18 protein-coding genes and 1 pseudogene are annotated in these 23,434 nt (G+C 59.7%); 15 read left to right on the top strand and 4 right to left on the bottom strand.

Features of this window, described 5'->3' with window-relative positions:
• Positions 1–2,893 (bottom strand): EAL domain-containing protein (locus tag UF78_RS12320; protein WP_080890613.1); only part of this gene is annotated, 2,893 nt, incomplete at its 3' end.
• A 129-nt stretch (positions 2,894–3,022) separates the two neighbouring features.
• Positions 3,023–3,889 (bottom strand): LysR family transcriptional regulator, encoded by an 867-nt coding sequence (locus UF78_RS12315; protein WP_045162505.1) that lies wholly within the window; start codon positions 3,887–3,889, stop codon positions 3,023–3,025.
• Positions 3,890–4,069: 180 nt separating this feature from the next.
• Here UF78_RS12315 and leuC point away from each other — a divergent pair, with 180 nt between their 5' ends.
• The 15 genes and pseudogenes from leuC (at position 4,070) to UF78_RS12245 (ending at position 20,365) form a co-directional block, all read left to right on the top strand.
• Positions 4,070–5,497: a 3-isopropylmalate dehydratase large subunit gene (leuC, locus tag UF78_RS12310; protein ID WP_045162504.1), complete on the top strand. Its 1,428-nt coding sequence runs from the start codon at positions 4,070–4,072 to the stop codon at positions 5,495–5,497.
• A gap of 10 nt (positions 5,498–5,507) precedes the next feature.
• Entirely contained in the window at positions 5,508–6,155 is a 648-nt protein-coding gene (gene leuD / locus UF78_RS12305) for a 3-isopropylmalate dehydratase small subunit (protein WP_045162503.1), read from the top strand.
• Positions 6,156–6,165: 10 nt separating this feature from the next.
• Positions 6,166–6,519: a hypothetical protein gene (locus tag UF78_RS12300; RefSeq protein ID WP_045162502.1), complete on the top strand. Its 354-nt coding sequence runs from the start codon at positions 6,166–6,168 to the stop codon at positions 6,517–6,519.
• A 14-nt stretch (positions 6,520–6,533) separates the two neighbouring features.
• Positions 6,534–7,616, top strand: coding sequence for a 3-isopropylmalate dehydrogenase (gene leuB, locus UF78_RS12295; RefSeq protein ID WP_045162571.1), 1,083 nt, complete (start codon positions 6,534–6,536; stop codon positions 7,614–7,616).
• A 183-nt stretch (positions 7,617–7,799) separates the two neighbouring features.
• A complete protein-coding gene (asd, locus tag UF78_RS12290) occupies positions 7,800–8,912 on the top strand; it encodes an aspartate-semialdehyde dehydrogenase (protein WP_045162501.1) in 1,113 nt (370 codons plus the stop codon).
• 317 nt (positions 8,913–9,229) lie between these two features.
• Positions 9,230–9,325 (top strand): annotated as a pseudogene (locus UF78_RS22885) (aspartate-semialdehyde dehydrogenase); the annotation flags it as partial.
• A 153-nt stretch (positions 9,326–9,478) separates the two neighbouring features.
• A complete protein-coding gene (locus tag UF78_RS12285) occupies positions 9,479–12,205 on the top strand; it encodes a FimV/HubP family polar landmark protein (RefSeq protein WP_045162500.1) in 2,727 nt (908 codons plus the stop codon).
• A gap of 2 nt (positions 12,206–12,207) precedes the next feature.
• Positions 12,208–13,077: a tRNA pseudouridine(38-40) synthase TruA gene (gene truA / locus UF78_RS12280; RefSeq protein WP_045162499.1), complete on the top strand. Its 870-nt coding sequence runs from the start codon at positions 12,208–12,210 to the stop codon at positions 13,075–13,077.
• 128 nt (positions 13,078–13,205) lie between these two features.
• The gene (locus UF78_RS12275; protein ID WP_045162498.1) at positions 13,206–13,829 is read left to right on the top strand and encodes a phosphoribosylanthranilate isomerase; all 624 of its coding nucleotides are present in this window, start codon (positions 13,206–13,208) and stop codon (positions 13,827–13,829) included.
• Between the two features lie 221 nt (positions 13,830–14,050).
• The gene (gene accD, locus UF78_RS12270; protein ID WP_045162497.1) at positions 14,051–14,944 is read left to right on the top strand and encodes an acetyl-CoA carboxylase, carboxyltransferase subunit beta; all 894 of its coding nucleotides are present in this window, start codon (positions 14,051–14,053) and stop codon (positions 14,942–14,944) included.
• Positions 14,941–16,245, top strand: a complete 1,305-nt coding sequence (gene folC, locus UF78_RS12265) for a bifunctional tetrahydrofolate synthase/dihydrofolate synthase (RefSeq protein ID WP_045162496.1) — start codon at positions 14,941–14,943, stop codon at positions 16,243–16,245. Before accD ends, folC begins: the two co-directional genes overlap by 4 nt.
• Complete coding sequence (locus UF78_RS12260) at positions 16,229–16,864, top strand: SPOR domain-containing protein (RefSeq protein ID WP_196298662.1); 636 nt, start codon at positions 16,229–16,231, stop codon at positions 16,862–16,864. The genes folC and UF78_RS12260 overlap by 17 nt, the downstream gene beginning before the upstream one ends.
• 136 nt (positions 16,865–17,000) lie before the next feature.
• A complete protein-coding gene (locus UF78_RS12255; protein ID WP_025242227.1) occupies positions 17,001–17,513 on the top strand; it encodes a CvpA family protein in 513 nt (170 codons plus the stop codon).
• Between the two features lie 88 nt (positions 17,514–17,601).
• The gene (gene purF / locus UF78_RS12250) at positions 17,602–19,107 is read left to right on the top strand and encodes an amidophosphoribosyltransferase (RefSeq protein ID WP_045162494.1); all 1,506 of its coding nucleotides are present in this window, start codon (positions 17,602–17,604) and stop codon (positions 19,105–19,107) included.
• A gap of 46 nt (positions 19,108–19,153) precedes the next feature.
• Positions 19,154–20,365, top strand: coding sequence for an O-succinylhomoserine sulfhydrylase (locus tag UF78_RS12245; protein WP_045162493.1), 1,212 nt, complete (start codon positions 19,154–19,156; stop codon positions 20,363–20,365).
• Between the two features lie 117 nt (positions 20,366–20,482).
• Here the strand turns inward: UF78_RS12245 and gspD are convergent, their stop codons facing one another.
• Together gspD and UF78_RS12235 are read right to left on the bottom strand one after the other, a co-directional pair.
• Positions 20,483–22,756 carry a type II secretion system secretin GspD gene (gspD, locus tag UF78_RS12240; RefSeq protein ID WP_045162492.1) on the bottom strand — a complete coding sequence of 758 codons (2,274 nt, stop codon included), beginning with the start codon at positions 22,754–22,756 and terminating at the stop codon, positions 20,483–20,485.
• Between the two features lie 3 nt (positions 22,757–22,759).
• Positions 22,760–23,329 carry a type II secretion system protein N gene (locus UF78_RS12235; RefSeq protein ID WP_230623637.1) on the bottom strand — a complete coding sequence of 190 codons (570 nt, stop codon included), beginning with the start codon at positions 23,327–23,329 and terminating at the stop codon, positions 22,760–22,762.
• Positions 23,330–23,434 lie beyond the last annotated feature (105 nt).

The raw sequence follows: 23,434 nt of genomic DNA, 5'->3' as shown, positions 1-23,434 counted from the left end.
AGGTCGTCGGGTGCGATATCAGAAGCTCACTGAACTCGGCCAACGGCAATGGGCGACTGAACAGATAACCCTGATAAAGATAACAGCCTTGCAATTGCAGCAGGTCGAGCTGTGCCTGCTGTTCGACGCCTTCGGCAATCACTTCCAATTCCAGGCTCCTGGCCATCGCGACGATGGCACGGATGATCTCAGCGTCGTTGGGATCATCCAGCGCGTCTCGAACGAAGGACTGGTCGATCTTCAGTAGGTTCACCGGCAGGCGCTTCAGATAGGTAAGCGAGGAGTAGCCGGTACCGAAGTCGTCCATGGCGAAACTTACGCCATGCCGGCAAAGGCGACGCATCTTGGCGATGGTGTCGTCCAGATTGTGGATCACGATGCCTTCGGTGATTTCCAGCTTGATCATCTTGTGCGGAAGCCCGCTGGTCTTCAGCGCCTCGAGGATGCGCTCGACGAATTCGCTCTGCCGGAACTGGCGGGGGCTGATATTGACGCAAAGGCTGAAATGATCGGCATGTACGAGACCGCTGGCCAGTAGCGATGCACCGATTCGACAGGCTTCCTTTATGACCCAGTTGCCGACCTCGACAATCAAGCCGCTTTCTTCCAACACGTCGATGAACTGGGCGGGGGAGCGTGGGGTGTGCGCTGGCTGATGCCAACGTAGCAGGACTTCCGCGCCGATCACCGCACCGGAACGCGCGTTCACCTGGGGTTGCAGCTGTAGCTCGAATTCGTGACGCTGCAGCGCCAGCCGTAACTCGCTCTCCAGTTTCATGCGGGCAACGGCGGCTTCCTGCATCGTCGTGCGGAACAGCTGAATGGCATTGCGTCCGGCGTCCTTGGCTCGGTAGAGCGCGATGTCGGCGCGCTTCAGCAGATCGGCCGGCGTCTCGCCGTGATCAGGCATCAGGGCGATGCCAATGCTCGGCGTGACCTGCAGCCGATTACCCTCGAAAATCATGGGCTCGGCGAGCAGCGTGCGCAGTTTTTCGGCCACCTGGCGAACATGACGAGTCACCTCCGAGCGGCGACCGCTCAGCCCGGTCAATAACACGACGAATTCGTCGCCACCGAGGCGGGCGACCGTGTCTTCCTGACGGGTGCTGGCTTCGAGGCGAGCCGTGATCATCTTCAATACGGCATCGCCCACCGGATGCCCGAGTGAATCATTGATGTGTTTGAAGTGGTCAAGATCAAGAAACAGCAAGGCGCCGCGCAGATTGTGTCGTTTGTGCAGGGAAGTCTGCTGCGTCAGGCGATCCATCAGCATGGCGCGGTTGGGCAGATTGGTCAGCGGGTCGTGATACGCCAAGTGATGAATCTGCGCGTGGGCAGCCTTCAGCTGGCTGATGTCCCGTGCCGATAGCAATAGACAGGCGGTGTCGTTGAGTTCGATCGGTTCAATCGAGACCTCGATGTGTTTGGGGTTGCCGTAACGATCTTGTCCGATCATTTCCCAATTGGCCACGCGGCCGTCGCGATTGAGACGTTCGAGCAGCGCTTGGCGCTGCGTACCGGGCCAGACGCCCAGTTCGGTGGACGTGCGGCCGATCGCTTCCTCTGGACGGTAGCCGGAAAGGCGATGGAAGCCTTCGTTGACTTCGATGAAACGTCCCGTGCTGCGCTCGCTGATAATGATGGCGTCTGGGCTCGAATGAAACGCCATGGCGAATTTGGCCTCGCTGACCTTCAGCGCCGCCTCGGCCTGCTGGCGCTTGGTGATGTCGCGGAAGGTCGTGACGATGCACAGCCGTCGATCGATTCGGATGAAGCGGCTGGAGACCACGCAGGTGACGACATGGCCGTCCTTGGTGCGAAATTGCGCCTCGGCATTTTCCAGATGCTGGTCGCGAGTCAGCTGTTGGTAGAGCGCCTGTCGCTGTGCCTCGTCGCGCCAGATGCCTACTTCCGGGGCCGAGCGGCCGATGATGTCGCCGCCCTCCCAGCCGAATACGGCGGTGAAGCTCGGATTGACGTCGACGAAGACACCGTCGCGGATGCGCGAGAGCGCAATGGGGTCGGGGCTGCCTTGGAACAATGCAGAAAATTTCGCTTCGGATGCGGCAAGGTGCTGTTCACGCAGGACGCGTTCGGTGGCGTCGATGATGATGCCGACCATCCGCAGCGGCGCGCCGTGCTCGTCACGATACAGCTTTGCCGTGCTCTCCAGATGGCGGGCGGTGCCATCGGTGTGCTCCGCCTGATAGGTCGTCTGGTAGATTTGGCGTCGGCCTGCGAGCAGATCGCTGTATGCCTCGCGCATGGTCTGACGGTTTTTGGCCGCGACGGAGCGGAAAAACTCGCGGAATGCCCCATTGAAGGGACCGTCGACGATGCCGTGCAGCTCGGAGGCCCGGGTGGACGCATAGAGGCGATCGCTGGGAATGTGCCATTCCCAGTTGCCCAGCTCTGCCGATTCGAGTGTCAACTCGAGCCGCTCCTGGCTGTCTTCGAGGGCCTGGGCCTGAAGATGCTGATCGGTGATGTCGCGGATGATGCCGACTATCATCGAAGGTGGCGTGCCGCTGTCTTGCCGCTGCCCATCGATTTCCAGCCAGCGCACGCTGGCGTCCGGCCAACGCACCCGATGACGAAAGCTGAAGCGTGACTCGCCGCCCTTCAGTACCGAGCGGACAATGGCGTCGACATGAGGGCGGTCCTCCGCAGCGATGAGCGTTAGGTAATAATCGAGGCTAATTTCGACGAGCGGTTCGGTGAGCCCGAAAAGCAGGCCCGTACCGATTGACCAATGCACGATGCCGCATGACAAGTCCCAGGACCATACGCCGACTCCCGCACCGTCGAGCACCGATAGCAGGCGAGAGGCATCCTGCCAGGGGTTTTCCGCTTCATGTGCGGTAGCGTTCTGAAGCGGCTCAGGAGGAAGCATAAAAGGCCTCGATCGGAAGGATCAGGGAATCGCGGATCGGGCGATGACAGGCGATTCTCATGGGCGCTCTGACGATCTTGTTCTTGTGCCGCGAACTTATCCGTAGCTGATGGCAGAGTGCAAGTGCGGTTAGTCGGCATCCAACAGCGCCATGAAGGCTTTCGCCGCGTTCGACAGGGTGCGCTCGGTGTGGGTGATGTAGCCGAGTTGCCGTGACAGCTGAACGCCCGCCAGTGGCAAACGCACCACCTGATCATCGAGCATTGTGCGCGGCAGCACACTCCAGGCGATGCCGATGGACACCATCATTTTGATCGTCTCCATGTAATTGGTGCTCATCGCGATATTCGGGATGAGGCCTTCGCGCTCGAACAACCGTTGCGCAATATGGTGGGTAAAGGTATTGCCGCCCGGAAATACCGCCGGATAACCGGCAATGTCCGCCAGCGTGATCTCGCGTTTTTGTGCCAGGGGATGCTCGGGGGCCACCACGAAGTCGAGTGGATCATCCCAGACCTTGTGGGCGCGAACCGGAGCCGCCGTTTTGGGTGCCAGGGTGATCACCGCGAGTTCGGCGCGCCCGTGCAGGACTTCCTCATAGGCGATTTCCGAATCGAGAAAACGGATATCCAGATTCACGCGTGGGTGGGCGCGAGTGAAGGCCCTCAGCAAGGGCGGCAAACGGTGCAGACCGATGTGGTGGCTGGTCGCCAGACTCAGTCGCCCGCTGACGTCGCCGTTGAGGTTGGTCAGCGCGCGGCGGGTATCGTCCAGCACGTTGAGAATCTGATAGGCCCGTGGAAGCAGGGCTCTGCCTGCTTCAGTGAGACCGATCTCGCGTCCGAGACGATCGAACAGCCGTACGTTCAACTGTGATTCCAGCGCAGCCAGTCGTTTGCTCACGGCCGGTTGGGTCAGATGCAGGCGCTCGGCGGCCAGAGAAAAACTCCCCGTTTCGGCGATGGCGAGAAAGGCGTTGAGGTTGGCAAGGTCCATTGGTTGTCTCCCGGAAGGTCGGGTAAGGCGCGTTATTACTGGACTAGGAACAGCGTACCGCTATTCCTATATGGAATGCGTTAGATGAAAAATATGAATTTGAGTAATTCGACGCAACCCCCTAGCATCAACCCCATAAGCAAAAGGGCTTTAGCCCAACGCACTGATGAGGAAAGTCCGATGGCCGGCAAAACGCTCTACGACAAGCTCTGGGAAATGCACGAGGTCAAGCGCCGTGACGATGGCTCGTCCCTGATCTACATCGACCGTCATATCCTGCACGAAGTGACCTCACCGCAGGCATTCGAAGGGCTTCGCCTGGCAGGGCGCAAGCCATGGCGCATCGACGCCAATATCGCGACTCCCGATCACAACGTGCCGACCACCAAGGGCGAACGTCAGGGCGGCCTGGAAGCCATCGCCGACGAAGTCTCGCGTATCCAGGTACAAACGCTGGACGAAAACTGCGACGACTTCGGCATTCTCGAATTCAAGATGAACGATGTTCGCCAAGGCATCGTCCATGTCATCGGGCCGGAGCAGGGCGCGACGTTGCCGGGCATGACGGTCGTCTGTGGCGACTCGCATACCTCCACCCACGGTGCATTCGCCGCGCTGGCGCATGGGATCGGTACTTCCGAGGTCGAGCATGTACTCGCGACCCAGTGCCTGGTCGCCAAAAAGATGAAGAACATGCAGGTGCGCGTCGAAGGTAAGTTGCCTTTCGGCGTGACCGCCAAGGACATCGTCCTGGCGGTGATCGGCAAGATCGGCACCGCCGGAGGCAACGGCCATGCATTGGAGTTCGCCGGTAGCGCCATTCGCGAACTGTCGATGGAAGGGCGCATGACCATCTGCAACATGTCCATCGAGGCCGGCGCACGCGTAGGTATGGTGGCGGCGGACGAGAAGACGATCGCTTACGTCGAAGGTCGCCCATTCGCGCCTAAGGGCGCTGATTGGGACAATGCCGTCGAGCTCTGGAAGAGTTTGGTGTCCGACGACGACGCGGTATTCGACACGGTCGTCGAGCTGAATGCCGAAGAAATCAAACCGCAGGTCAGTTGGGGAACGTCGCCCGAGATGGTTCTGGCAGTCGACCAGCATGTGCCTGATCCGGCGGCCGAAGCTGATCCGGTCAAGCGCGATTCCATCACCCGAGCGCTGAAGTACATGGGCCTGCGTGCCAACCAGCCGATCACCGATATTCAACTCGACCGCGTCTTCATCGGCTCCTGCACCAACTCGCGTATCGAAGACCTGCGCGCCGCTGCCGAAGTGGCCAAGGGCCGCAAGGTGGCGGCTACGGTGAAGCAAGCGATGGTCGTGCCAGGTTCCGGGCTGGTCAAGCAACAGGCCGAGGCGGAAGGGCTCGACAAGATCTTTCTCGAAGCTGGCTTCGAGTGGCGTGAGCCCGGCTGTTCCATGTGTTTGGCGATGAACCCCGACAAGCTGGGCAGCGGCGAGCATTGCGCGTCCACTTCCAACCGCAATTTCGAAGGGCGGCAGGGCGCTGGCGGACGGACTCATCTGGTGAGCCCGGCGATGGCTGCCGCCGCCGCGGTGACCGGTCGTTTCGTCGATGTTCGTGATTTGATCCAGGCCTGAGGAGACCGACATGAAAGCATTCACCCAGCACACCGGTCTCGTCGCGCCACTCGATCGCGCCAACGTCGATACCGATCAGATCATTCCGAAGCAGTTTCTCAAGTCGATCAAGCGTACCGGTTTCGGTCAGAACCTGTTCGACGAGTGGCGCTATCTGGACGTGGGTCAGCCCAATCAGGATTGCTCGAGTCGTCCGGTAAACCAGGAATTCGTATTGAATTTTCCTCGTTACCAAAACGCCAGCGTTCTGCTCGCGCGTGAAAACTTCGGCTGTGGTTCGTCCCGTGAGCATGCACCCTGGGCGCTCGAAGAGTACGGCTTCCGCGCGATTATCGCGCCGAGCTTTGCCGACATTTTCTACAACAACAGTTTCAAGAACGGCCTGCTGCCGATCGTGCTGAAGGAAGAAGAGGTCGATGCGCTGTTCGAGCAGGCCGAGGCCACCGAGGGCTATCAGCTCACCGTGGATCTGGCGGCGCAGACGGTAACGCGCCCGGATGGCGTGCAGTACAGCTTCGAGGTCGACGCGTTTCGCAAGCACTGCCTGCTCAACGGTCTGGATGATATCGGCCTCACGTTGCAGGACGCAGATGCCATCAAGGCCTTCGAGATCCGGCATCAGCAAAGCCAGCCCTGGCTGTTCGGCGCGATCAAGTGAGAAGGTGACGATGAAGCGTTTTCATATCGCCCTGGCGGTGGATGACCTTGATGATTCAATTGCTGACTATAGCCGCCGGCTAGGTCAGTCGGCTGATGTGGTGGTTCCCGGCCGGTACGCAATGTGGCGGACCGATCAGCTGAACTTCTCCATCAACCAGCAGACTGGGCATGGCGGCCAGCTGCGCCATGTCGGCTTCGAGGACGATGGAGTGCAAGGCTTCTCCAGCGAGACGGACGTCAACGACCTGATTTGGGAGTCTTTTTCTGCCGACGAGCAGGATAGACGCATCAAAGCGATGTACGGTCAGCCGGTCTCCTCACAGATTCCAGGTGGTCGCGATGGCGACCGCCCCACTGAATAACTCGAGAAAACATGATGAGCAAACAGATTCTGATTCTTCCCGGCGACGGTATCGGACCGGAAATCATGGCCGAGGCGGTCAAGGTGCTGGAGCTGGCCAACGACAAGTTCCAGCTCGACTTCCAGCTCAGCTACGACGAGCTGGGCGGGGCCGCGGTCGATAAATACGGCGTGCCCCTGGCCGACGAGACCTTGGAGCGTGCCCGTGCTGCCGACGCCATCCTGCTCGGCGCGGTGGGCGGGCCAAAGTGGGACACCATCGATCCCGCCATCCGTCCTGAGCGCGGGCTGCTGAAAATCCGTTCGCAACTGGGTTTGTTCGGCAACCTGCGTCCTGCGCTGCTGTACCCGCAGCTGGCCGAGGCTTCCAGCCTGAAGCCGGAGATCGTTGCCGGGCTGGATATCCTTATCGTCCGTGAACTGACCGGCGGTATCTATTTCGGTCAGCCGCGCGAGAGCAAGGTGCTGGAAAACGGCGAGCGCATGGCCTTCGATACCCTGCCTTACAGCGAGAGCGAGATTCGCCGGATCGCCAGGGTCGGTTTCGACATGGCCCGCGTGCGTGGCAAGAAGCTCTGCTCGGTGGACAAGGCCAACGTCCTGGCGTCCAGCCAGCTGTGGCGCGCCGTGGTGGAAGAGGTTGCGAAGGACTACCCGGATGTCGAACTCAGCCATATGTACGTCGACAACGCAGCGATGCAGCTGGTGCGCGCACCGAAGCAGTTCGACGTGATCGTGACCGACAACATGTTCGGCGACATCCTGTCGGACGAAGCTTCCATGCTGACCGGCTCGATCGGCATGCTGCCGTCTGCTTCACTGGATTCGAACAACAAGGGCATGTACGAGCCCTGCCATGGCTCGGCCCCGGATATCGCAGGCCAGGGCATCGCCAACCCGTTGGCAACCATTCTTTCGGTTTCGATGATGCTGCGTTACAGCTTCAACCAAGTCGCGGCCGCGGACGCCATCGAGCAGGCCGTCAGCAATGTTCTCGACGAGGGGCTGCGTACAGGCGATATCTGGTCCGACGGCTGCAAGAAGGCCAATACTCAGGCAATGGGTGACGCAGTAGTCGCGGCGCTCGCGAAGTTGTAATCTCTCGGGTCCCATTGCACCGGCCGTTGACAGAGCTTGCGGGCGGCGGCTAGGCGGAAGACGCCGAGTGATGGCGAGGCGTTGCGGTGCCACGGCACGGCGCGCCCTCGCTTTCGAACCCGAAAGCGTATTTTGTTATCGACGGCCTGCCAGGCGGGCCATACATATATATAGGTAGTTGCGATGAAACGTGTAGGTCTGATCGGTTGGCGCGGTATGGTCGGTTCCGTGCTCATGCAGCGAATGCTGGAAGAGCGGGATTTCGACCTTATCGAGCCAGTGTTCTTCACCACCTCCAACGTAGGCGGTCAGGGCCCGTCGATCGGCAAGGACACCGCGCCGCTGAAGGACGCCTACAGCATCGATGAGCTGAAATCCCTCGATGTGATCCTCACCTGCCAGGGTGGCGACTACACCAGCGAAATATTCCCCAAGCTGCGCGAAGCGGGCTGGAAAGGCTACTGGATCGATGCGGCTTCGACGTTGCGCATGCAAGACGACGCGGTCATCGTGCTCGATCCGGTCAATCGCAAGGTCATCGACCATCAGCTTGACGCCGGCACCCTCAACTACATTGGCGGCAATTGCACCGTCAGCCTGATGCTGATGGGGCTTGGCGGCTTGTTCGAGCATGGGCTGGTCGACTGGATGAGCGCCATGACCTACCAGGCTGCCTCCGGTGCCGGCGCGCAGAACATGCGTGAGCTGATCAAGCAGATGGGCAGCATTAATGCCTCGGTTGCCAACGAGCTTGCAGACCCGGCCAGCGCAATCCTGGAAATCGATCGCAAGGTCGCCGAGTGTCAACGCTCCGAAGCTTTCCCCGTGGATAACTTCGGCGTTCCGCTTGCTGGTAGTTTGATTCCCTACATCGACAAAGAACTGCCGAACGGGCAGAGCCGGGAAGAATGGAAGGCTCAGGCGGAAACCAACAAGATTCTCGGTCGTTTCAAAAGCCCGATTCCAGTGGACGGTATCTGTGTACGCGTGGGCGCGATGCGCTGCCACAGCCAGGCGTTGACCATCAAGCTGAATAAAGACGTGCCCATCTCGGATATCGAGGGGCTGATCAGTCAGCATAATCCCTGGGTTAAGCTCGTCCCGAACCACCGTGACGCCAGTATGCAGGAGCTGAGTCCGACCTCAGTGACCGGTACCTTGAGTGTTCCCGTTGGCCGCCTTCGCAAGCTGAATATGGGCTCGCATTACCTGGGCGCGTTCACCGTTGGCGATCAGCTGCTCTGGGGTGCTGCCGAGCCGTTGCGCCGCATGCTGCGTATTCTTTTGGAGCGATAAGCCGAAAGAAAAGAAACACTAGAAGCGCCTCGGCACTGCCGCGGCGCTTTTTTTGTGTCGGAAGCTAAAGGTGCTGCGGTGTTTTTTGGGGAGGAACTCCGCGCGACGGTTCGTCGGGTTAAGCCTTAATGGTTCTGCGCGAGGGGCGGTATCGGCTACAGTGATGCCCTTTCGATTGCGGGCGTTTCCGCTGTGGCCGATCCAGTCATGGCTATCCTCGGACGGTAGAGCGTCGGGGTGCTCGGTTGGGCTGAATGGCTATGGCGAGCCTCTAGCGGCCGGGATGACTTGGCGGCGACATGTCTTGCTGAAGTGCGCGGGCTAATTTGTGGATTGTGTCTGATAACGTGCGAAAAGGCGCGGCAGGCAATGCCGCACGGTCTGGTGAGTTGTTGATAAAACACTATCTGTAAAAGATACTTACTGGAAATTCGAAGAACTATTCTAGCTAACGACGCTGTTTAGGCTTATCGCTGACGGGGGGAACCGCCACCTGGCGGGCGCGGGCAGTGACTATAAGACCCTCTCGAACATCCGAGAAAAGTTAAAAAACAAGGATTTACATAATGGTTCGGGTTCGCAATCTGGTACTGGCAATCGCGGCTGCTACCGCGCTGACTTCCGAAATGGCTTATGCGCTGGGGCTGGGAGAGGTCACGCTGAAGTCCGCGCTGAATCAACCGCTGGTGGCTGAAATCGAACTGCTGGACGCGAAAACTTTGGCGCCGGGTGAGGTGGTTCCGGTTCTGGCATCCGCTGAAGATTTCAATAGGGCGGGTGTAGACCGGCAGTATTTTCTGACGGACCTTACCTTTACCCCTGTATTGCGCCCTGACGGTAAAAGCATCATTCGGGTGTCGTCGACCAAGCCGGTTCGCGAACCCTACCTGAACTTTCTTATCGAAGTGCTCTGGCCCAGTGGCCGTCTCCTGCGTGAATACACCTTGCTGCTGGATCCGCCGCTGTACTCTCCGGAGATCGCTGCCGCCGTTGCACCTCAGCTACCGATTGCGACCCCGTCGTCCCGTCCCGTCTCGACTCCGCGGCCGGCAAGCCCGGCTGCTCCGGTATCCGCTAGCCCGTCCGCGCAGCCAAGTAACGAATACAAGGTCACGCCCAACGACACGCTTTGGGAAATTGCAGAGCGCGCGCGGCAGGGCGGCACCGTACATCAGACCATGCTGGCCATTCAGGACCTGAACCCGAACGCGTTCATTGGCGGCAATATCAATCGGATGAAGAATGGCCAAGTGCTGCGCTTGCCGAACGCCGAGCAGATTGGTAGCCGTTCGCAAGCTGAGGCTATTCAGCAGGTTGCGCAACAGAATGCCAGCTGGCGTCAGGCTGCTGGCTCGACTGTCGCGGGGGCGCGTCAGCTCGACGCCACGAAGCGCGGGTCGGCCGGGGCCGCACCTTCTCGCAGCGAGCAGGGCGATAGCTTGCGACTGGTTGCGCCGGAAGCAGGGAAGTCCACCACTGGCAGCGATGCCGGAACGGGGGGGGACGCGGCAGCATTGCGCGACAAACTTTCCGTTGCCGAGGAAAGCCTCGATTCCAGTCGTCGAGAGAACCTGGATCTCAAGGACCGTCTCAACGACCTACAGGGTCAGCTGGACAAACTGCAGCGCCTGATGCAACTCAAGGATGACCAGCTTGCCAAACTACAGGCTCAGTTGGCGACTGGAGGGGAGCCGGCAGCGGGCACCGAGGCGTCTGTAAATCCTCCGATCGACGAGATTGAGTCAAACACACCTGCTGCACCGGAAGCGACTGAAGTCGCGCCAGAGACAGAAACCGAGTCCGAGACTACTGCTGACGCTTCGGCGTCGCAGGTACCTCAGAACGAAGCAATAGCACCCCAGGAGCCGGCCGCTCAGCCGCCTGCGGCTCCTGTCGCGCCGGTTGCAGATGCTCAGGCGCCCGAAAGCGACAGCTACGTCGATGAACTGTTGGGAAATCCCGTACTGCTCGGTGTCTTGGGGGGCAGTGCGCTGCTGCTGTTGCTGGTCGGTTTGATGGCTTTGTCGCGCCGCAACGCCATGAAAGAAGCCGAGCTGCAGGAAAGTCTGCTGGCCGATGACGCGCCGGACGCGTTTTACGTAGCGCAGCATGACCTCGATTCGCCGGATGTCGAACCGGCCGATCGCAGCACTGAGGGTGCCGACGCGCATTCGGCGGACTCGCTTGCAGCGGCTAGCAACGATCCGCTTGCCGAAGCCGATATTTATATCGCCTATGGTCGTTTCAATCAGGCCGCGGACCTGCTGCAAAATGCATTGAACGATGAGCCGCAGCGCAGTGACCTGCGCCTCAAACTTATGGAAGTCTATGCCGAACTCGGCGATCGCGAGGGCTTCGCTCGGCAAGAGGCGGAACTTCGGGATATTGGCGGCTCTACCGCCGCTATAGAGCAGACCAAGGCCAGATACCCGGCAATGGCTGCTGCCGCGGGAGCAGGTATTGCGGCAGCCTCGGCGAGTACCAACGACTTCGACAGTTTCAGCCTGGACGATCTTGAGCTTGAACAGCCTGCGCCAGCCACAGATCAAAGCGCGGACAACAGTTTTGATTTGAGCCTGGACGATCTTGAGTTGGACGACGACCTGGCCGGTACGACCGCGCCGGCTAATCAGGCCACAGAGGAACTGGACGAGCTCAATTTCGACGAACTCAACCTCGACGCGACCCAAGAGCAGGGCGCAGACGACTTCTCTTTCGATCTGAACGAATCGTCCAAGTCGGATGAGGTTTCTCTTGAGGACGAGCTGGCCGGCTTCTCGCTCGATCTCGATGATCAGCCCGCCACTACCGATCGCAATGACGAATTGATGACCGGCCTCGAAGAGGAAGCGTCCAAGTCCGAGCCGCTCGAGCCGGCCGATGATTTTGATTTCGAACTTTCTGACTCCGCACAGCCGGCTGATATGCCTGAGGAGTTCGACCTATCGCTGGCTGACGAGGCTGCCGAAGAAACAACCTCTGCGCGCTTTAACTCAGAATTGGATGAGGTCGAGGCCGAGCTAGACGACCTCTCGCGACACGTTGAGCCGGTCGATCTTCCCGAGCAGCCAGCGGGTACGATCGCGCCCGTCGAGGCAGCATCGGACGCTTTGGACGATGATTTCGATTTCTTCTCAGATACTGATGAAACCACTACGAAGCTTGACCTTGCTCGCGCCTACATCGATATGGGTGATGCGGAAGGTGCTCGCGACATTCTCGATGAGGTTATGAGCGAGGGTAGCGATGCCCAGCAGCAAGAGGCGCGAGATATGCTCGCCAAACTAGCCTGACCATGACTGATGCAGTATCTGAAGCGGCAGCCCCATCGGCTGCCGCTGACGTTTTCAGAATCGCCCTCGGGGTTGAATACAAAGGTTCACGCTACCGCGGATTCCAACGACAGCGCGATGGTGTGCCGTCTGTTCAGCTCTCGCTGGAAAGTGCACTGAGTAAAGTTGCTGGTGGTCATCCGGTCGTGCTGAGTTGTGCGGGGCGTACCGACGCGCTCGTACATGCCTGCGGCCAGGTGGTGCATTTCGACACGCCAGTGAACCGCTCCATGCATGCTTGGATCATGGGTGCGAACATGAACCTGCCGGGCGATATCAGTGTCACCTGGGCCAAGGAGATGCCGAAAACCTTCGATGCGCGTTTCAGTGCCATGGCCCGTCGCTATCGCTATGTGATTTACAACGATCAGATCCGTCCCGCGCATCTTGCCGAAGAGGTGACCTGGAATCATCGCCCGCTGGATGTCGCGCTGATGCGCGAAGCGGCCAAGGCGTTTGTCGGGACCCACGATTTCAGCGCTTTTCGGGCGCGCCAGTGCCAGGCGAAATCGCCGATCAAAACGATTCATCATCTGGAGTTGCTTGAGTATGGGCGGCTCATCGTGATCGATGTCCGCGCCAATGCTTTTCTGCACCATATGGTGCGCAACTTCGCTGGTGTGCTGATGACTATCGGCGCGGGGGAACGGCCGGTGGAGTGGGCCAGGAAGGTGCTGGAGTCGCGGGTTAGGCGGACCGGTGGAGTGACGGCTCATCCTTATGGCCTGTATCTGGTTCAGGTGGATTATCCGGAGCAGTTCCAATTGCCTGAGCGCTATCTCGGGCCGCATTTTCTGTCTGGCTTGCCGGATGTCCGAAATCAACGAACCTAAGGTCAGGAAACCGGCAGGCGCAGAAGGGGCAGGAGCTGTCGTCCTGACGCCGACTGGCACAGCAATGCAGGTTGCAGCCTGTGGCGCTTTTGTTACCATCCAGCGTCTTTCTTCGCAGGTACCTGCCGTTGCCTATCGTTCGTAGCAAGATATGTGGAATTACCCGTATCGAGGACGCGCTTGTCGCTGCCGAAGCGGGAGCGGACGCTATCGGCCTGGTGTTCTATGCCAAGAGCCCGCGCGCGGTTGGCATCGAGCAGGCGCGTGCGATCATTGCCGCTTTGCCACCTTTTGTCACAACCGTAGGCTTGTTCGTCAATGCATCGCGTTGCGAGCTCAATGAAATACTCGATGCCGTGCCGCTGGATATGCTGCAATTTCATGGTGACGAAACACCGGCTGATTGCGAAGGCTTTCACCGCCCATGGTACAAGGCGCTCAGAGTCCAGCCGGGCGAAGACATTCGCGCGCAGGCCGTTCGTTATGCCGGGGCTAGCGCCATTTTGCTCGATACTTTCGTGGCAGGTGTTCCAGGTGGAACGGGCGAAGTGTTCGACTGGTCGCTGATTCCAGCAGATCTGCCCAAGCCGCTGATACTCGCTGGCGGACTATCCCCTCAGAACGTTCAACAGGCTGTGGCCGGAGTGCGCCCGTTCGCCGTCGATGTCAGTGGTGGAGTGGAGTCAAGCAAGGGCATCAAGGATGTCGAAAAGGTGCGTGAGTTCATTCGTCTGGTAAGGACGGCGATGTGACGAACCGATGGGCATTGCCGTCCAGTTACCATTCGCTGGATTGGCGGGCCCGCCATTGATACCCGCCTGTTAAGGGTGGCGGCTCAAGTTTCAGCGACAGCGCCCCCTCTGGGCTATCGCCTACGCGACGTGGTGAGCTCCAATGGAGACGGTCGCAACGATAAATTTCCGGTGCGTGCAGTTGTTACGCGCGGGACTGACAAGCTGTGGAGAATAAAAGCATGAGCAACTGGCTGGTAGACAAGCTGATCCCTTCGATCATGCGCTCGGAAACGCAGAAAAGCTCAGTGCCCGAAGGCCTGTGGCACAAATGCCCGTCATGCGAGGCGGTTCTATATCGTCCGGAGTTGGAGAAAACACTGGATGTCTGCCCGAAGTGTCAGCATCACATGCGTATCGACGCGCGTACGCGTCTGGACATCTTTCTTGACAACGAAGGACGCGAAGAGATCGCGGCCGACCTCGAGCCTGTTGATCGATTGAAGTTTCGCGATAGCAAAAAGTACAAGGACCGTCTCTCCGCTGCCCAGAAGCAGACGGGCGAAAAGGATGCACTGATTGCCATGCGCGGGACCTTGATGCGTATGCCGGTCGTGGCCTGTGCATTTGAGTTCTCCTTCATGGGAGGCTCCATGGGCGCTATTGTCGGAGAGCGCTTCGTTCGCGCCGCCAATGCCGCGCTTGAACAGCGTTGCCCTCTGGTCTGTTTTGCCGCGTCCGGCGGGGCCCGGATGCAGGAGGCACTGATCTCGCTTATGCAGATGGCCAAGACTTCTGCGGTGCTGGCACGGATGCGCGAAGAGGGGCTGCCGTTCATTTCCGTCCTTACCGATCCGGTTTATGGCGGCGTATCGGCGAGTCTGGCCATGCTGGGCGATGTGATCGTTGCCGAGCCCAAGGCATTGATCGGCTTCGCGGGGCCGCGCGTGATCGAGCAGACGGTGCGCGAAAAGCTCCCAGAAGGTTTCCAGCGCAGCGAGTTCCTGCTGGATCACGGCGCCATCGATCTGATCATCCCGCGCGCCGAGTTGCGTGCTCGTCTGTCGCGTTTGCTTGCTCAGCTGCAACAGCTGCCTACGCCAGCGGAGCCGGCTCTGGTGACGGCTAGCGCATGACCCGGCGGAGCCTGCAGGACTGGCTCGAGTATCTCGAGCAGCTGCACCCTACCGCCATTGATATGGGGCTCGATCGCTGCCGTGCGGTGGCGACAAGGCTTGGGCTGACACGCCCGGCTCCTCAGGTCGTTACGGTCACGGGTACAAATGGTAAAGGCTCGACCTGCGCCTTTATCGCCCAGATGTTGGCGGGGCAGGGCAAGACAGTGGGTGTTTACAGCTCACCGCATCTGTTGCGCTACAACGAGCGCGTTCGCCTTGGCGGCGTGGACGCCAGCGACGAAGCGCTTTGTGATGCCTTCGAGGCGGTTGAACAGGCCCGTGGCTCCGTTTCCCTGACCTATTTCGAGATGGGTACGCTCGCCGCCTTCTGGCTGTTCGAGCGTGAGGCACTGGATGCCGTAGTACTGGAGGTCGGACTTGGTGGCCGCCTCGATGCGGTGAACCTGGTCGATGCCGATGTGGCGGTGGTTACTAACGTCGGCCTGGATCATGCCGAGTGGCTAGGCTCTACGCGTGAGAGCGTGGCTTTCGAAAAGGCTGGCATATTTCGCTCTGCTAAACCCGCCGTATGCGGTGATTCCTCGCCGCCAGAGTCGATGCTGGAGTACGCGAATCAGTCTGCCGTGCCGTTGCTGGTACGTGGGCTCGATTTCGATCTGGTGAGAGAAGCCACCTGTTGGCACTGGTATGGCAAGGATGGGGCAGGTAACGCCCTGGAGCTGCGAAATCTGCCATTGCTCAGGTTGCCGCTGGAAAACGCAGCAGTTGCATTGCAGGCGTTTGCATTGCTCGAGCCGTCCTGGCGTCCTGCGCCGCTCATCCAAGCATTACGGGATACGCGTATTACCGGGCGTCTGGACCAGCGGACGATTCGCTGGAAGGGGCGAGAGTTAGTGATATTGCTCGACGTGGGGCACAACCCTCACGCGGCTGCCTATCTGGCTACGCAACTCCGGCAGCAGCCGAAATCCGGTCGCCGACTTGCAGTGTTCGGCTTACTAGCTGACAAGGATTTGTCAGGTGTGATCGACGAACTGCGCCCGGTCGTGGACAGCTGGGCGGTTGCGCCATTGGCGACGTCTCGCTCGCGCTCCGCAGCGGAGCTGAGTTCGTCATTGAAGGAACGGGGCGCGACCGTCACTATCTACCCCGGAATATCCCAAGCACTCGAGCAGCAGTGTGATCAGGCCGCGGAGGGGGATGAGATATTGCTGTTCGGATCTTTTTATTGCGTGGCTGAAGCGCTGACATGGCTTGAGCGATACGCAACGGGTGGAGGACATGCTCTTGGTGGATAGAGGTTTACTTCAGCGTATCGTCGGTGCGCTGGTGCTTGTTGCGCTAGCCGTGATATTCGTCCCGATGCTATTCAATCGTGATGATGCTGGCCGGCAGGTTGCCGTAGATGCGCCGCAAATGCCTGAGGCGCCCGCTGCGCCTGCGATCGAGACGCGACCTGTCGAGGTCCCGGAGCCGCAGATAGAGCCCTTCCCTGAAGAGTATGAAATTATCGACGAGGCACAGCCGACAACCGAGGCTGATGCGCCGGCGGCCCCCATTAGTCCAGCCCCTGTCGAGCCGCCGCCGGTGCCTCCGGTAGCGACTGAACCAGCAACCGTCAAAGCGCCGGCCTCCGTGCCGGCCGCGCCCGAAGAGAAACGACTGGATGCGGCGAACCTTCCGGTCAGCTGGTCGGTGCAACTGGCCAGTCTTTCCAGCCGCGAGAACGCCGACAAGCTGCAGAAAACGCTGCGGTCTCAGGGCTATAACGCCTATATACGCACCGCGGATGGAATGAATCGTGTTTTCGTCGGGCCTTTGGTGGAACGGGCGGAAGCCAATCGTTTGCGTGACCAGCTGCAGCGGCAGCAGAAACTGAACGGGTTCGTTGTGCGTTTCAAGCCTGAACAGGGCTGAAGTCGCTCTGCATCGGCCGTCGACAGGCTTACCTGCCGGTGGCTAGCCCGCTGCCGGCAAGAGCGAATTCGCGGTGCTTACTCCGTGGCGGGCGCTCTGCTAAAATACGCCGCCTTTCTTCTTTGCAGGAAACCCCGTGACGCTCACCTGGGTCGATTGGGCGTTTATCGCCGTTGTGGTCATCTCCAGTCTGATCAGCTTGAAGCGCGGTTTCGTTAAGGAAGCGCTTTCCCTGCTCACCTGGATCATTGCAGGTGTTGTCGCCTGGATGTTCGGTGGTGCGCTGTCGCACCATCTTGCAGAGTTCATCAGTACCCCATCCTTTCAAGTCATCGCGGCCTGCGTGATTCTGTTCGTTGTGACCTTGCTGGTAGGGGCGCTGATCAATTTCCTCATCGGTGAGCTGGTTCGGGTGACCGGACTGTCCGGCACGGATCGCTTTCTCGGAATGGTGTTTGGTGCGGCCCGAGGTGGACTGCTGATCGTAGTGCTGGTGGGGCTTCTCAGCCTTGCGCCTGTACAGCAGGACCCCTGGTGGCGCGAATCGACATTGCTGCCGCATTTTCTGTTGGTTGCCGATTGGTCAAAAAACCTGATTCTCGGGTTTGGAAGCCAATGGGTAGCCGGCTCGCTCGACGCTTCCGGTTGAGATGAGCATTCTTTACAACGGGCGTGCTGGAGGCTTTCAAGCCTGCGCCATGTCCGGATCAGCCTGTAATAACTGAGAGGTTCCTTGCATGTGTGGCATTGTCGGCATCGTCGGTAAGTCAAACGTCAATCAGGCGTTGTATGACGCGCTTACCGTACTGCAACACCGTGGGCAGGATGCAGCCGGAATCGTGACCAGCGACGGCGGCAAGCTGTTCCTGCGCAAGGACAACGGGTTGGTTCGCGACGTCTTTCAGCAGCGCCATATGCAGCGCCTGGTCGGTAACATGGGCATCGGCCATGTACGTTATCCGACTGCCGGCAGCTCCAGCTCGGCGGAGGCGCAGCCGTTCTATGTGAACTCGCCCTACGGCATCACCCTGGCGCACAACGGCAATTTGACCAACGTCGACCAGTTGACCAAAGAGATCTACGAGTCCGACCTGCGCCACGTGAACACTAACTCCGACTCGGAGGTGTTGCTCAACGTGTTCGCGCACGAGCTGGCCGTGCGTGGCAAGCTGCAACCCACCGAGGAAGACGTATTCGCCGCAGTGGCCAAGGTGCACGAGCGCTGCGTGGGTGGCTATGCGGTCGTGGCGATGGTGACCGGCTATGGCATCGTCGGTTTTCGTGATCCGCATGCCATTCGCCCGATCGTGTTCGGCCAGCGTCATACGGATCAAGGCGTCGAATACATGATCGCTTCCGAAAGCGTCGCACTGGACGTGCTGGGCTTCTCGCTGATCCGCGATCTGGCTCCGGGCGAGGCCGTCTACATCACTGCAGACGGAAAGTTGCACACTCGCCAGTGCGCACCGAATCCTCATTATGCGCCGTGCATTTTCGAGCACGTCTATCTGGCGCGTTCGGACTCCCTGATGGACGGCGTTTCGGTGTACAAGGCGCGTCTGCGGATGGGTGAGAAGCTCGCCGACAAGATTCTCCGTGAGCGCCCGGATCACGATATCGATGTGGTGATTCCGATTCCCGATACCAGCCGCACGGCAGCGTTGGAACTGGCCAATCGCCTGGGTGTAAAGTTCCGCGAAGGCTTCGTCAAGAACCGCTACATCGGTCGAACCTTCATCATGCCGGGCCAGGCCGCGCGCAAGAAGTCGGTACGCCAGAAGCTCAACGCCATCGACCTCGAATTCCGTGGCAAGAACGTCATGCTGGTGGACGACTCCATCGTTCGCGGTACCACTTGCAAGCAAATCATTCAGATGGCCCGCGAAGCGGGGGCGAAGAACGTCTATTTCTGTTCCGCCGCGCCTGCTGTTCGCTATCCGAACGTCTATGGCATCGACATGCCCAGCGCGCATGAACTCATCGCGCATAATCGCAGCACCGAAGAGGTCGCAGAGCTGATCGGCGCCGACTGGCTAATCTATCAGGATCTGCCTGACCTGATCGAAGCGGTCGGCGGCGGCAAGGTGAAGATAGAGAATTTCGATTGCGCTGTGTTCGACGGCAAATATGTGACCGGTGATATCGACGATGTCTATTTGCACAAGATCGAGCAGGCCCGCAACGACCTGAGCAAGAACAAGGGCGTTGCAGGCAGTGCAATCATCGACCTGTATAACAACTGATCGACAACCCGGCGGCTCGGCCGCCTCGGCTCAGGGTGAAAAGACTATGACAACTGACTGGGACGCTGGCCGTCTGGACAGTGACTTGTCCGACGCAGGCATGGATACATTGGCCGTTCGTGCGGGCCAGCATCGTTCGCCCGAGGGTGAGCACGGCGAGCCGTTGTTCTTCACCTCCAGCTACGTGTTCCGCAGTGCTGCAGACGCCGCTGCACGTTTTGCCGGTGAGGTGCCGGGGAATGTCTATTCGCGCTACACCAACCCTACTGTGCGAGCATTCGAAGAGCGCATCGCCGCCATGGAAGGCGCCGAGCAGGCCGTAGCGACCGCCTCCGGTATGGCCGCGATTCTGGCGACGGTTATGAGCCTATGCTCGGCTGGCGACCACGTGCTGGTTTCGCGGAGCGTGTTTGGTGCAACGGTCTCGCTGTTCGAAAAGTATCTTAAGCGCTTCGGTCTTCAGGTCGACTACGTTCCGCTCACGGACGTGGGTGTTTGGGAACCTGCATTCAAGCCCAATACCAAGCTGGTCTTCGTTGAATCGCCGTCGAACCCCTTGGCTGAACTGGTCGATATCGAGGCGTTGGCTGAGCTCTGCCACGCCAAGGGCGCCATGCTGGCCGTGGACAACTGCTTCTGCACACCGGTGCTGCAGCAGCCATTGGCGCTCGGTGCTGATATCGTCATTCATTCCGCAACCAAGTACATCGACGGGCAGGGACGCTGCCTGGGGGGCGTGGTTGCCGGGCGATCCGAGCAGATGAAAGAAGTGGTGGGTTTTCTGCGCACAGCTGGCCCGACGCTGAGCCCTTTCAATGCGTGGGTCTTCCTTAAGGGATTGGAGACCTTGCGGCTGCGCATGCAGGCCCACTGCGCCAATGCACAGGTGTTGGCCGAGTGGCTCGAACAACAGCCGGGCATTGAAAAGGTGTATTACGCCGGTCTGCCCAGCCACCCGCAACACGAGCTGGCCAAGCGTCAGCAGAAAGGCTTCGGAGCGGTGTTGAGTTTCGAGGTGGCGGGGGGTAAGGATAGTGCATGGCGTTTCATCGATGCGACCCGCCTGGTCTCTATCACCGCCAATCTGGGCGACAGTAAGACCACCATCACCCACCCGGGGACAACCACCCATGGCCGTCTTTCCCCTGAAGATCGCGCCACCGCTGGTATCCGCGATAGCCTGGTTCGCGTAGCGGTGGGCCTGGAAGACGTGGCAGATCTTAAGGCTGATCTCGCCCGAGGGTTGGCCGCGCTCTGATGTAGAGAACAGGCGCTCTGAAAAACCGTCTCGGATTGACGAACCCCGCTAATTGCGGGGTTTCGCTTTTAAGGACAGGCTAGTTAAAGGCGCCGGCGATCAGCATCAGCCGTCCCATCAATTGTCAGTGGTTTCGAAGTTGACCACGAAACCATCCAGACGCTGTTCCTCGGATAGCTGGTCGCGAAGCTGACTGGCTTCCTGACGCTGATCGACTGGACCGACGAAGACGCGATGGGTGCGGCCTGTCGTTCTTGTATAGGTATCGAAGCCTTCGGTCGCCAGCTTTTGCTCCAGTGTCGCGGCGCTATCGCGGTTCTGAAAACTGGCGACCTGTACGGCCCAGCCCGAACGTGTCGACGATGACCGCTCCTGAGGTTGTGCCTGTGGCGTGAAGGTTTGTGGCGCTCGTTGCGTTGCGGGGGCTTTAGGCACTTCGCGACGTTGTTCCGGCTCGTTGGATCGAAGGTCGATGGCTGGTGCCGGCTGGCCCTGACCGTCAAACAGTCGCTCCGGCGTGGCCGGAAGAATGCTTGGGCTGTCCGAGTCAGTTTCGATGACCCGGATGTCGCTGTACTTTTTACCGGAAAGTGCTGCCAGTCCTGCGCGATCACGAATGACTGTCGGTCGCAGGAAAACCATCAGGTTGCGCTTGACGTGGGTTTCCTGGGTGGAGCGAAACAGTCCACCGATCAGTGGAATGTCGCCAAGCAACGGGACTTTGGAGTTGGTCTGGGTCACATCGTCCTGAATCAGCCCGCCGAGGACAATCACCTGGCCGTCTTCGGCAAGAATAGTGCTCTTGATCGAACGCTTGTTGGTCACCAGGTCGACGGCCTGCGCTGACAGGCTTGCCGATGGAGCAATCGATGAGATTTCCTGCTCGATCTCCAGGCGCAGGGTTGCGCCGTCATTGATATGCGGCACGACTTTGAGCGTTACGCCGATATCCTCTCGCTCGATGGTCGTGAATGGGTTGTTGGCCCCGGACGAATCGGTCGTGTAGCTGCCAGTCTGAAAAGGAACGTTCTGCCCGACGAGGATTTCCGCTTCCTGGTTATCCAGTGTCAGCAGGCTTGGGGTCGATAGCAGGTTGCTCTTGCTGTTAGCGGAAAGTGCAGTGATCAAGGCGCCGAAGCTACGCGTGCCTAGTCCAATGATGGCGCCGTCGGGAAGTCTGTCAGGGATCTCATCCTCTCTCATCGCAGTTAGCACGCTGCCGACGGAAATGCCGGTATTGCCGAAATTGACTCCGCCGATGCCACCGGTGCCGCCGCGCGCATCCACGGCCCACTGCACGCCAAGCGCGTCGGTGATATCGCCGGAGACTTCGACGATGGCGGCTTCGACCATGACTTGGGCGCGTGGAATGTCCAGTTGGCGCACGATCGACTCGAGGGTGCCGATCAGCTCGGGCTCGGCGAGCATGACGAGAGCATTGAGGCTTTCGTCGGCACGGATGAGGATGTTCTGCTGCCGGCTGCTTTGAGCTTCGCCGTCGGCAGGGGCTGCGAGACCCTCGGAGATGTCTCCGAGGGTCTCGGCCAGGGCTTTCGCATCGTTGTGGCGCAGGCGGATAACTCGTGTGTTGGCCGAGCGGGTGCTTGGCGTATCGAGCGTCTTCGCCAGATTGGCGAGCTTCTGTCGCGCCTGCTCCGGCCCGGTAAAAATCAGCCGATTGGTGCGCGAGTCAGCGATGATCTGGGCACCTGCGGTATCGCGGGCTTCACCCCGGGCCAGCGTGTTGCGCAGCACTTCGGCGATATCCACGGCCCAGCCGTACTGCAGGTTCACCACGCTGTGGTCGTCGGTTTGAGCGCGGTCGAGCTGGCGGACCAGGTCCTCTATACGTGCGATGTTGGCGCTGCGATCGCTGATGATCAGCGCATTGGCAGAGCTGACGGCGGCGAGATGGCCATATTGGGGCACCAATGGGCGAATCAGCGGAATCAGTTCGGTAGCGGATGTGTGCTGGACCTGAATCACGCGGGTCTCCAGTAAATCACCACCGGTCGGGCCCCCTCCGGCCTCGGATTTCGCTTCGGCATTCGGCACGATTCGTGCGACTTCGCCCTGCGTGAGCACGCTGTAGCCATGTGTCGCCATGACCGAGAGGAATAGCTGATAGACCTCCGACAGCGAGAGCGTTGTCGACGACACCACGCTGACTTGGCCCTTTACGCGCGGATCGACGATAAAGGTCTGTCCGGTCAGTTGGCTGATCTGATCGACGAAGGCCCGGATATCGGCATCCTTGAGATTGATCGTCCAGCCGTCCTGTTGGGTTTCGCTCGGCTCGATTCCGGGGTCGGCCGCTAGCACAGGCAGAGGGGCGGCGAGCAGACCGGCGGCGAGCAAGGCAATGAGCGGGCGGGAGGAAAAAGGCAGCATCGGTCAGTTGTCTTCCGTGGGCTGTTCGTCGGAGGGCATGGTATCTGGCGGGCTGTTTGCCCCTTCCATCTGTTGGCGGAGCGCTTCCATCTGCTGCTGAAGCATCTCCGCTTGCGGGTCTGGTTGATTCATTTCTGCCGGTTCACTGTAGTCCGGCAGATTATCGGGTACGGCTGTCGCGGAGCGAACGCTGGGAAAATACAGACTTTCAACGCGCCCGCCGCGCAGTATTTCGACTCTGTCTGGATGAACGCTGTGCAGGCGCACCCCCGATTCCAGTTCTTGTTCGACCCGATACAGCTGCGGCGGCTGGCCGCTTAACTGGATGATTGCGGTGGAGCGAGCCGGATCAGCATGAACGAAACTGCCCAGCAAGGTTAGATCAGAACTCGATGCATCGGGGCTATAGCGTTGGCCTGCTGTTGTCGCTGGTGTGCCGAACAGGCTTTCCATGCGTTGCAGGTCCGGTACGACTCCAGCGGGCTGGTTGCTGTCCGTGGTGGCTGCTGCCGGCGCCTGGGTAAGCTGAAGCCATGTCCTTATCTGGCCGGCAAGGTAGAAGCCGAAGAGCACGACGATAGCTGCGCTGACGATTAGAGGCGCATGTTGGCGAAATTTCTGCAGTGCTGCGGGGGAAGCCAAACTAGGCACTCCGTGAAGCTAAGTGATGACGGCATG

It is taken from the genome of Stutzerimonas stutzeri (genome assembly GCF_000952685.1).
GTDB lineage: Bacteria > Pseudomonadota > Gammaproteobacteria > Pseudomonadales > Pseudomonadaceae > Stutzerimonas > Stutzerimonas stutzeri_E.
This window is presented reverse-complemented; position numbering and strand designations above follow the sequence as displayed.

Bases quoted from the DNA above. Each gene is read 5' to 3' on its own strand.
- leuD (WP_045162503.1), top strand. From the start codon at position 5,508: ATGAAAGCATTCACCCAGCACACCGGTCTCGTCGCGCCACTCGATCGC.
- folC (WP_045162496.1), top strand. From the start codon at position 14,941: ATGACCCGGCGGAGCCTGCAGGACTGGCTCGAGTATCTCGAGCAGCTG.
- UF78_RS12260 (WP_196298662.1), top strand. From the start codon at position 16,229: ATGCTCTTGGTGGATAGAGGTTTACTTCAGCGTATCGTCGGTGCGCTG.
- purF (WP_045162494.1), top strand. From the start codon at position 17,602: ATGTGTGGCATTGTCGGCATCGTCGGTAAGTCAAACGTCAATCAGGCG.
- UF78_RS12285 (WP_045162500.1), top strand. From the start codon at position 9,479: ATGGTTCGGGTTCGCAATCTGGTACTGGCAATCGCGGCTGCTACCGCG.
- leuC (WP_045162504.1), top strand. From the start codon at position 4,070: ATGGCCGGCAAAACGCTCTACGACAAGCTCTGGGAAATGCACGAGGTC.
- accD (WP_045162497.1), top strand. From the start codon at position 14,051: ATGAGCAACTGGCTGGTAGACAAGCTGATCCCTTCGATCATGCGCTCG.
- UF78_RS12315 (WP_045162505.1), bottom strand. From the start codon at position 3,889: ATGGACCTTGCCAACCTCAACGCCTTTCTCGCCATCGCCGAAACGGGG.
- leuB (WP_045162571.1), top strand. From the start codon at position 6,534: ATGAGCAAACAGATTCTGATTCTTCCCGGCGACGGTATCGGACCGGAA.
- gspD (WP_045162492.1), bottom strand. From the start codon at position 22,756: ATGCTGCCTTTTTCCTCCCGCCCGCTCATTGCCTTGCTCGCCGCCGGT.
- asd (WP_045162501.1), top strand. From the start codon at position 7,800: ATGAAACGTGTAGGTCTGATCGGTTGGCGCGGTATGGTCGGTTCCGTG.
- truA (WP_045162499.1), top strand. From the start codon at position 12,208: ATGACTGATGCAGTATCTGAAGCGGCAGCCCCATCGGCTGCCGCTGAC.
- UF78_RS12245 (WP_045162493.1), top strand. From the start codon at position 19,154: ATGACAACTGACTGGGACGCTGGCCGTCTGGACAGTGACTTGTCCGAC.
- UF78_RS12300 (WP_045162502.1), top strand. From the start codon at position 6,166: ATGAAGCGTTTTCATATCGCCCTGGCGGTGGATGACCTTGATGATTCA.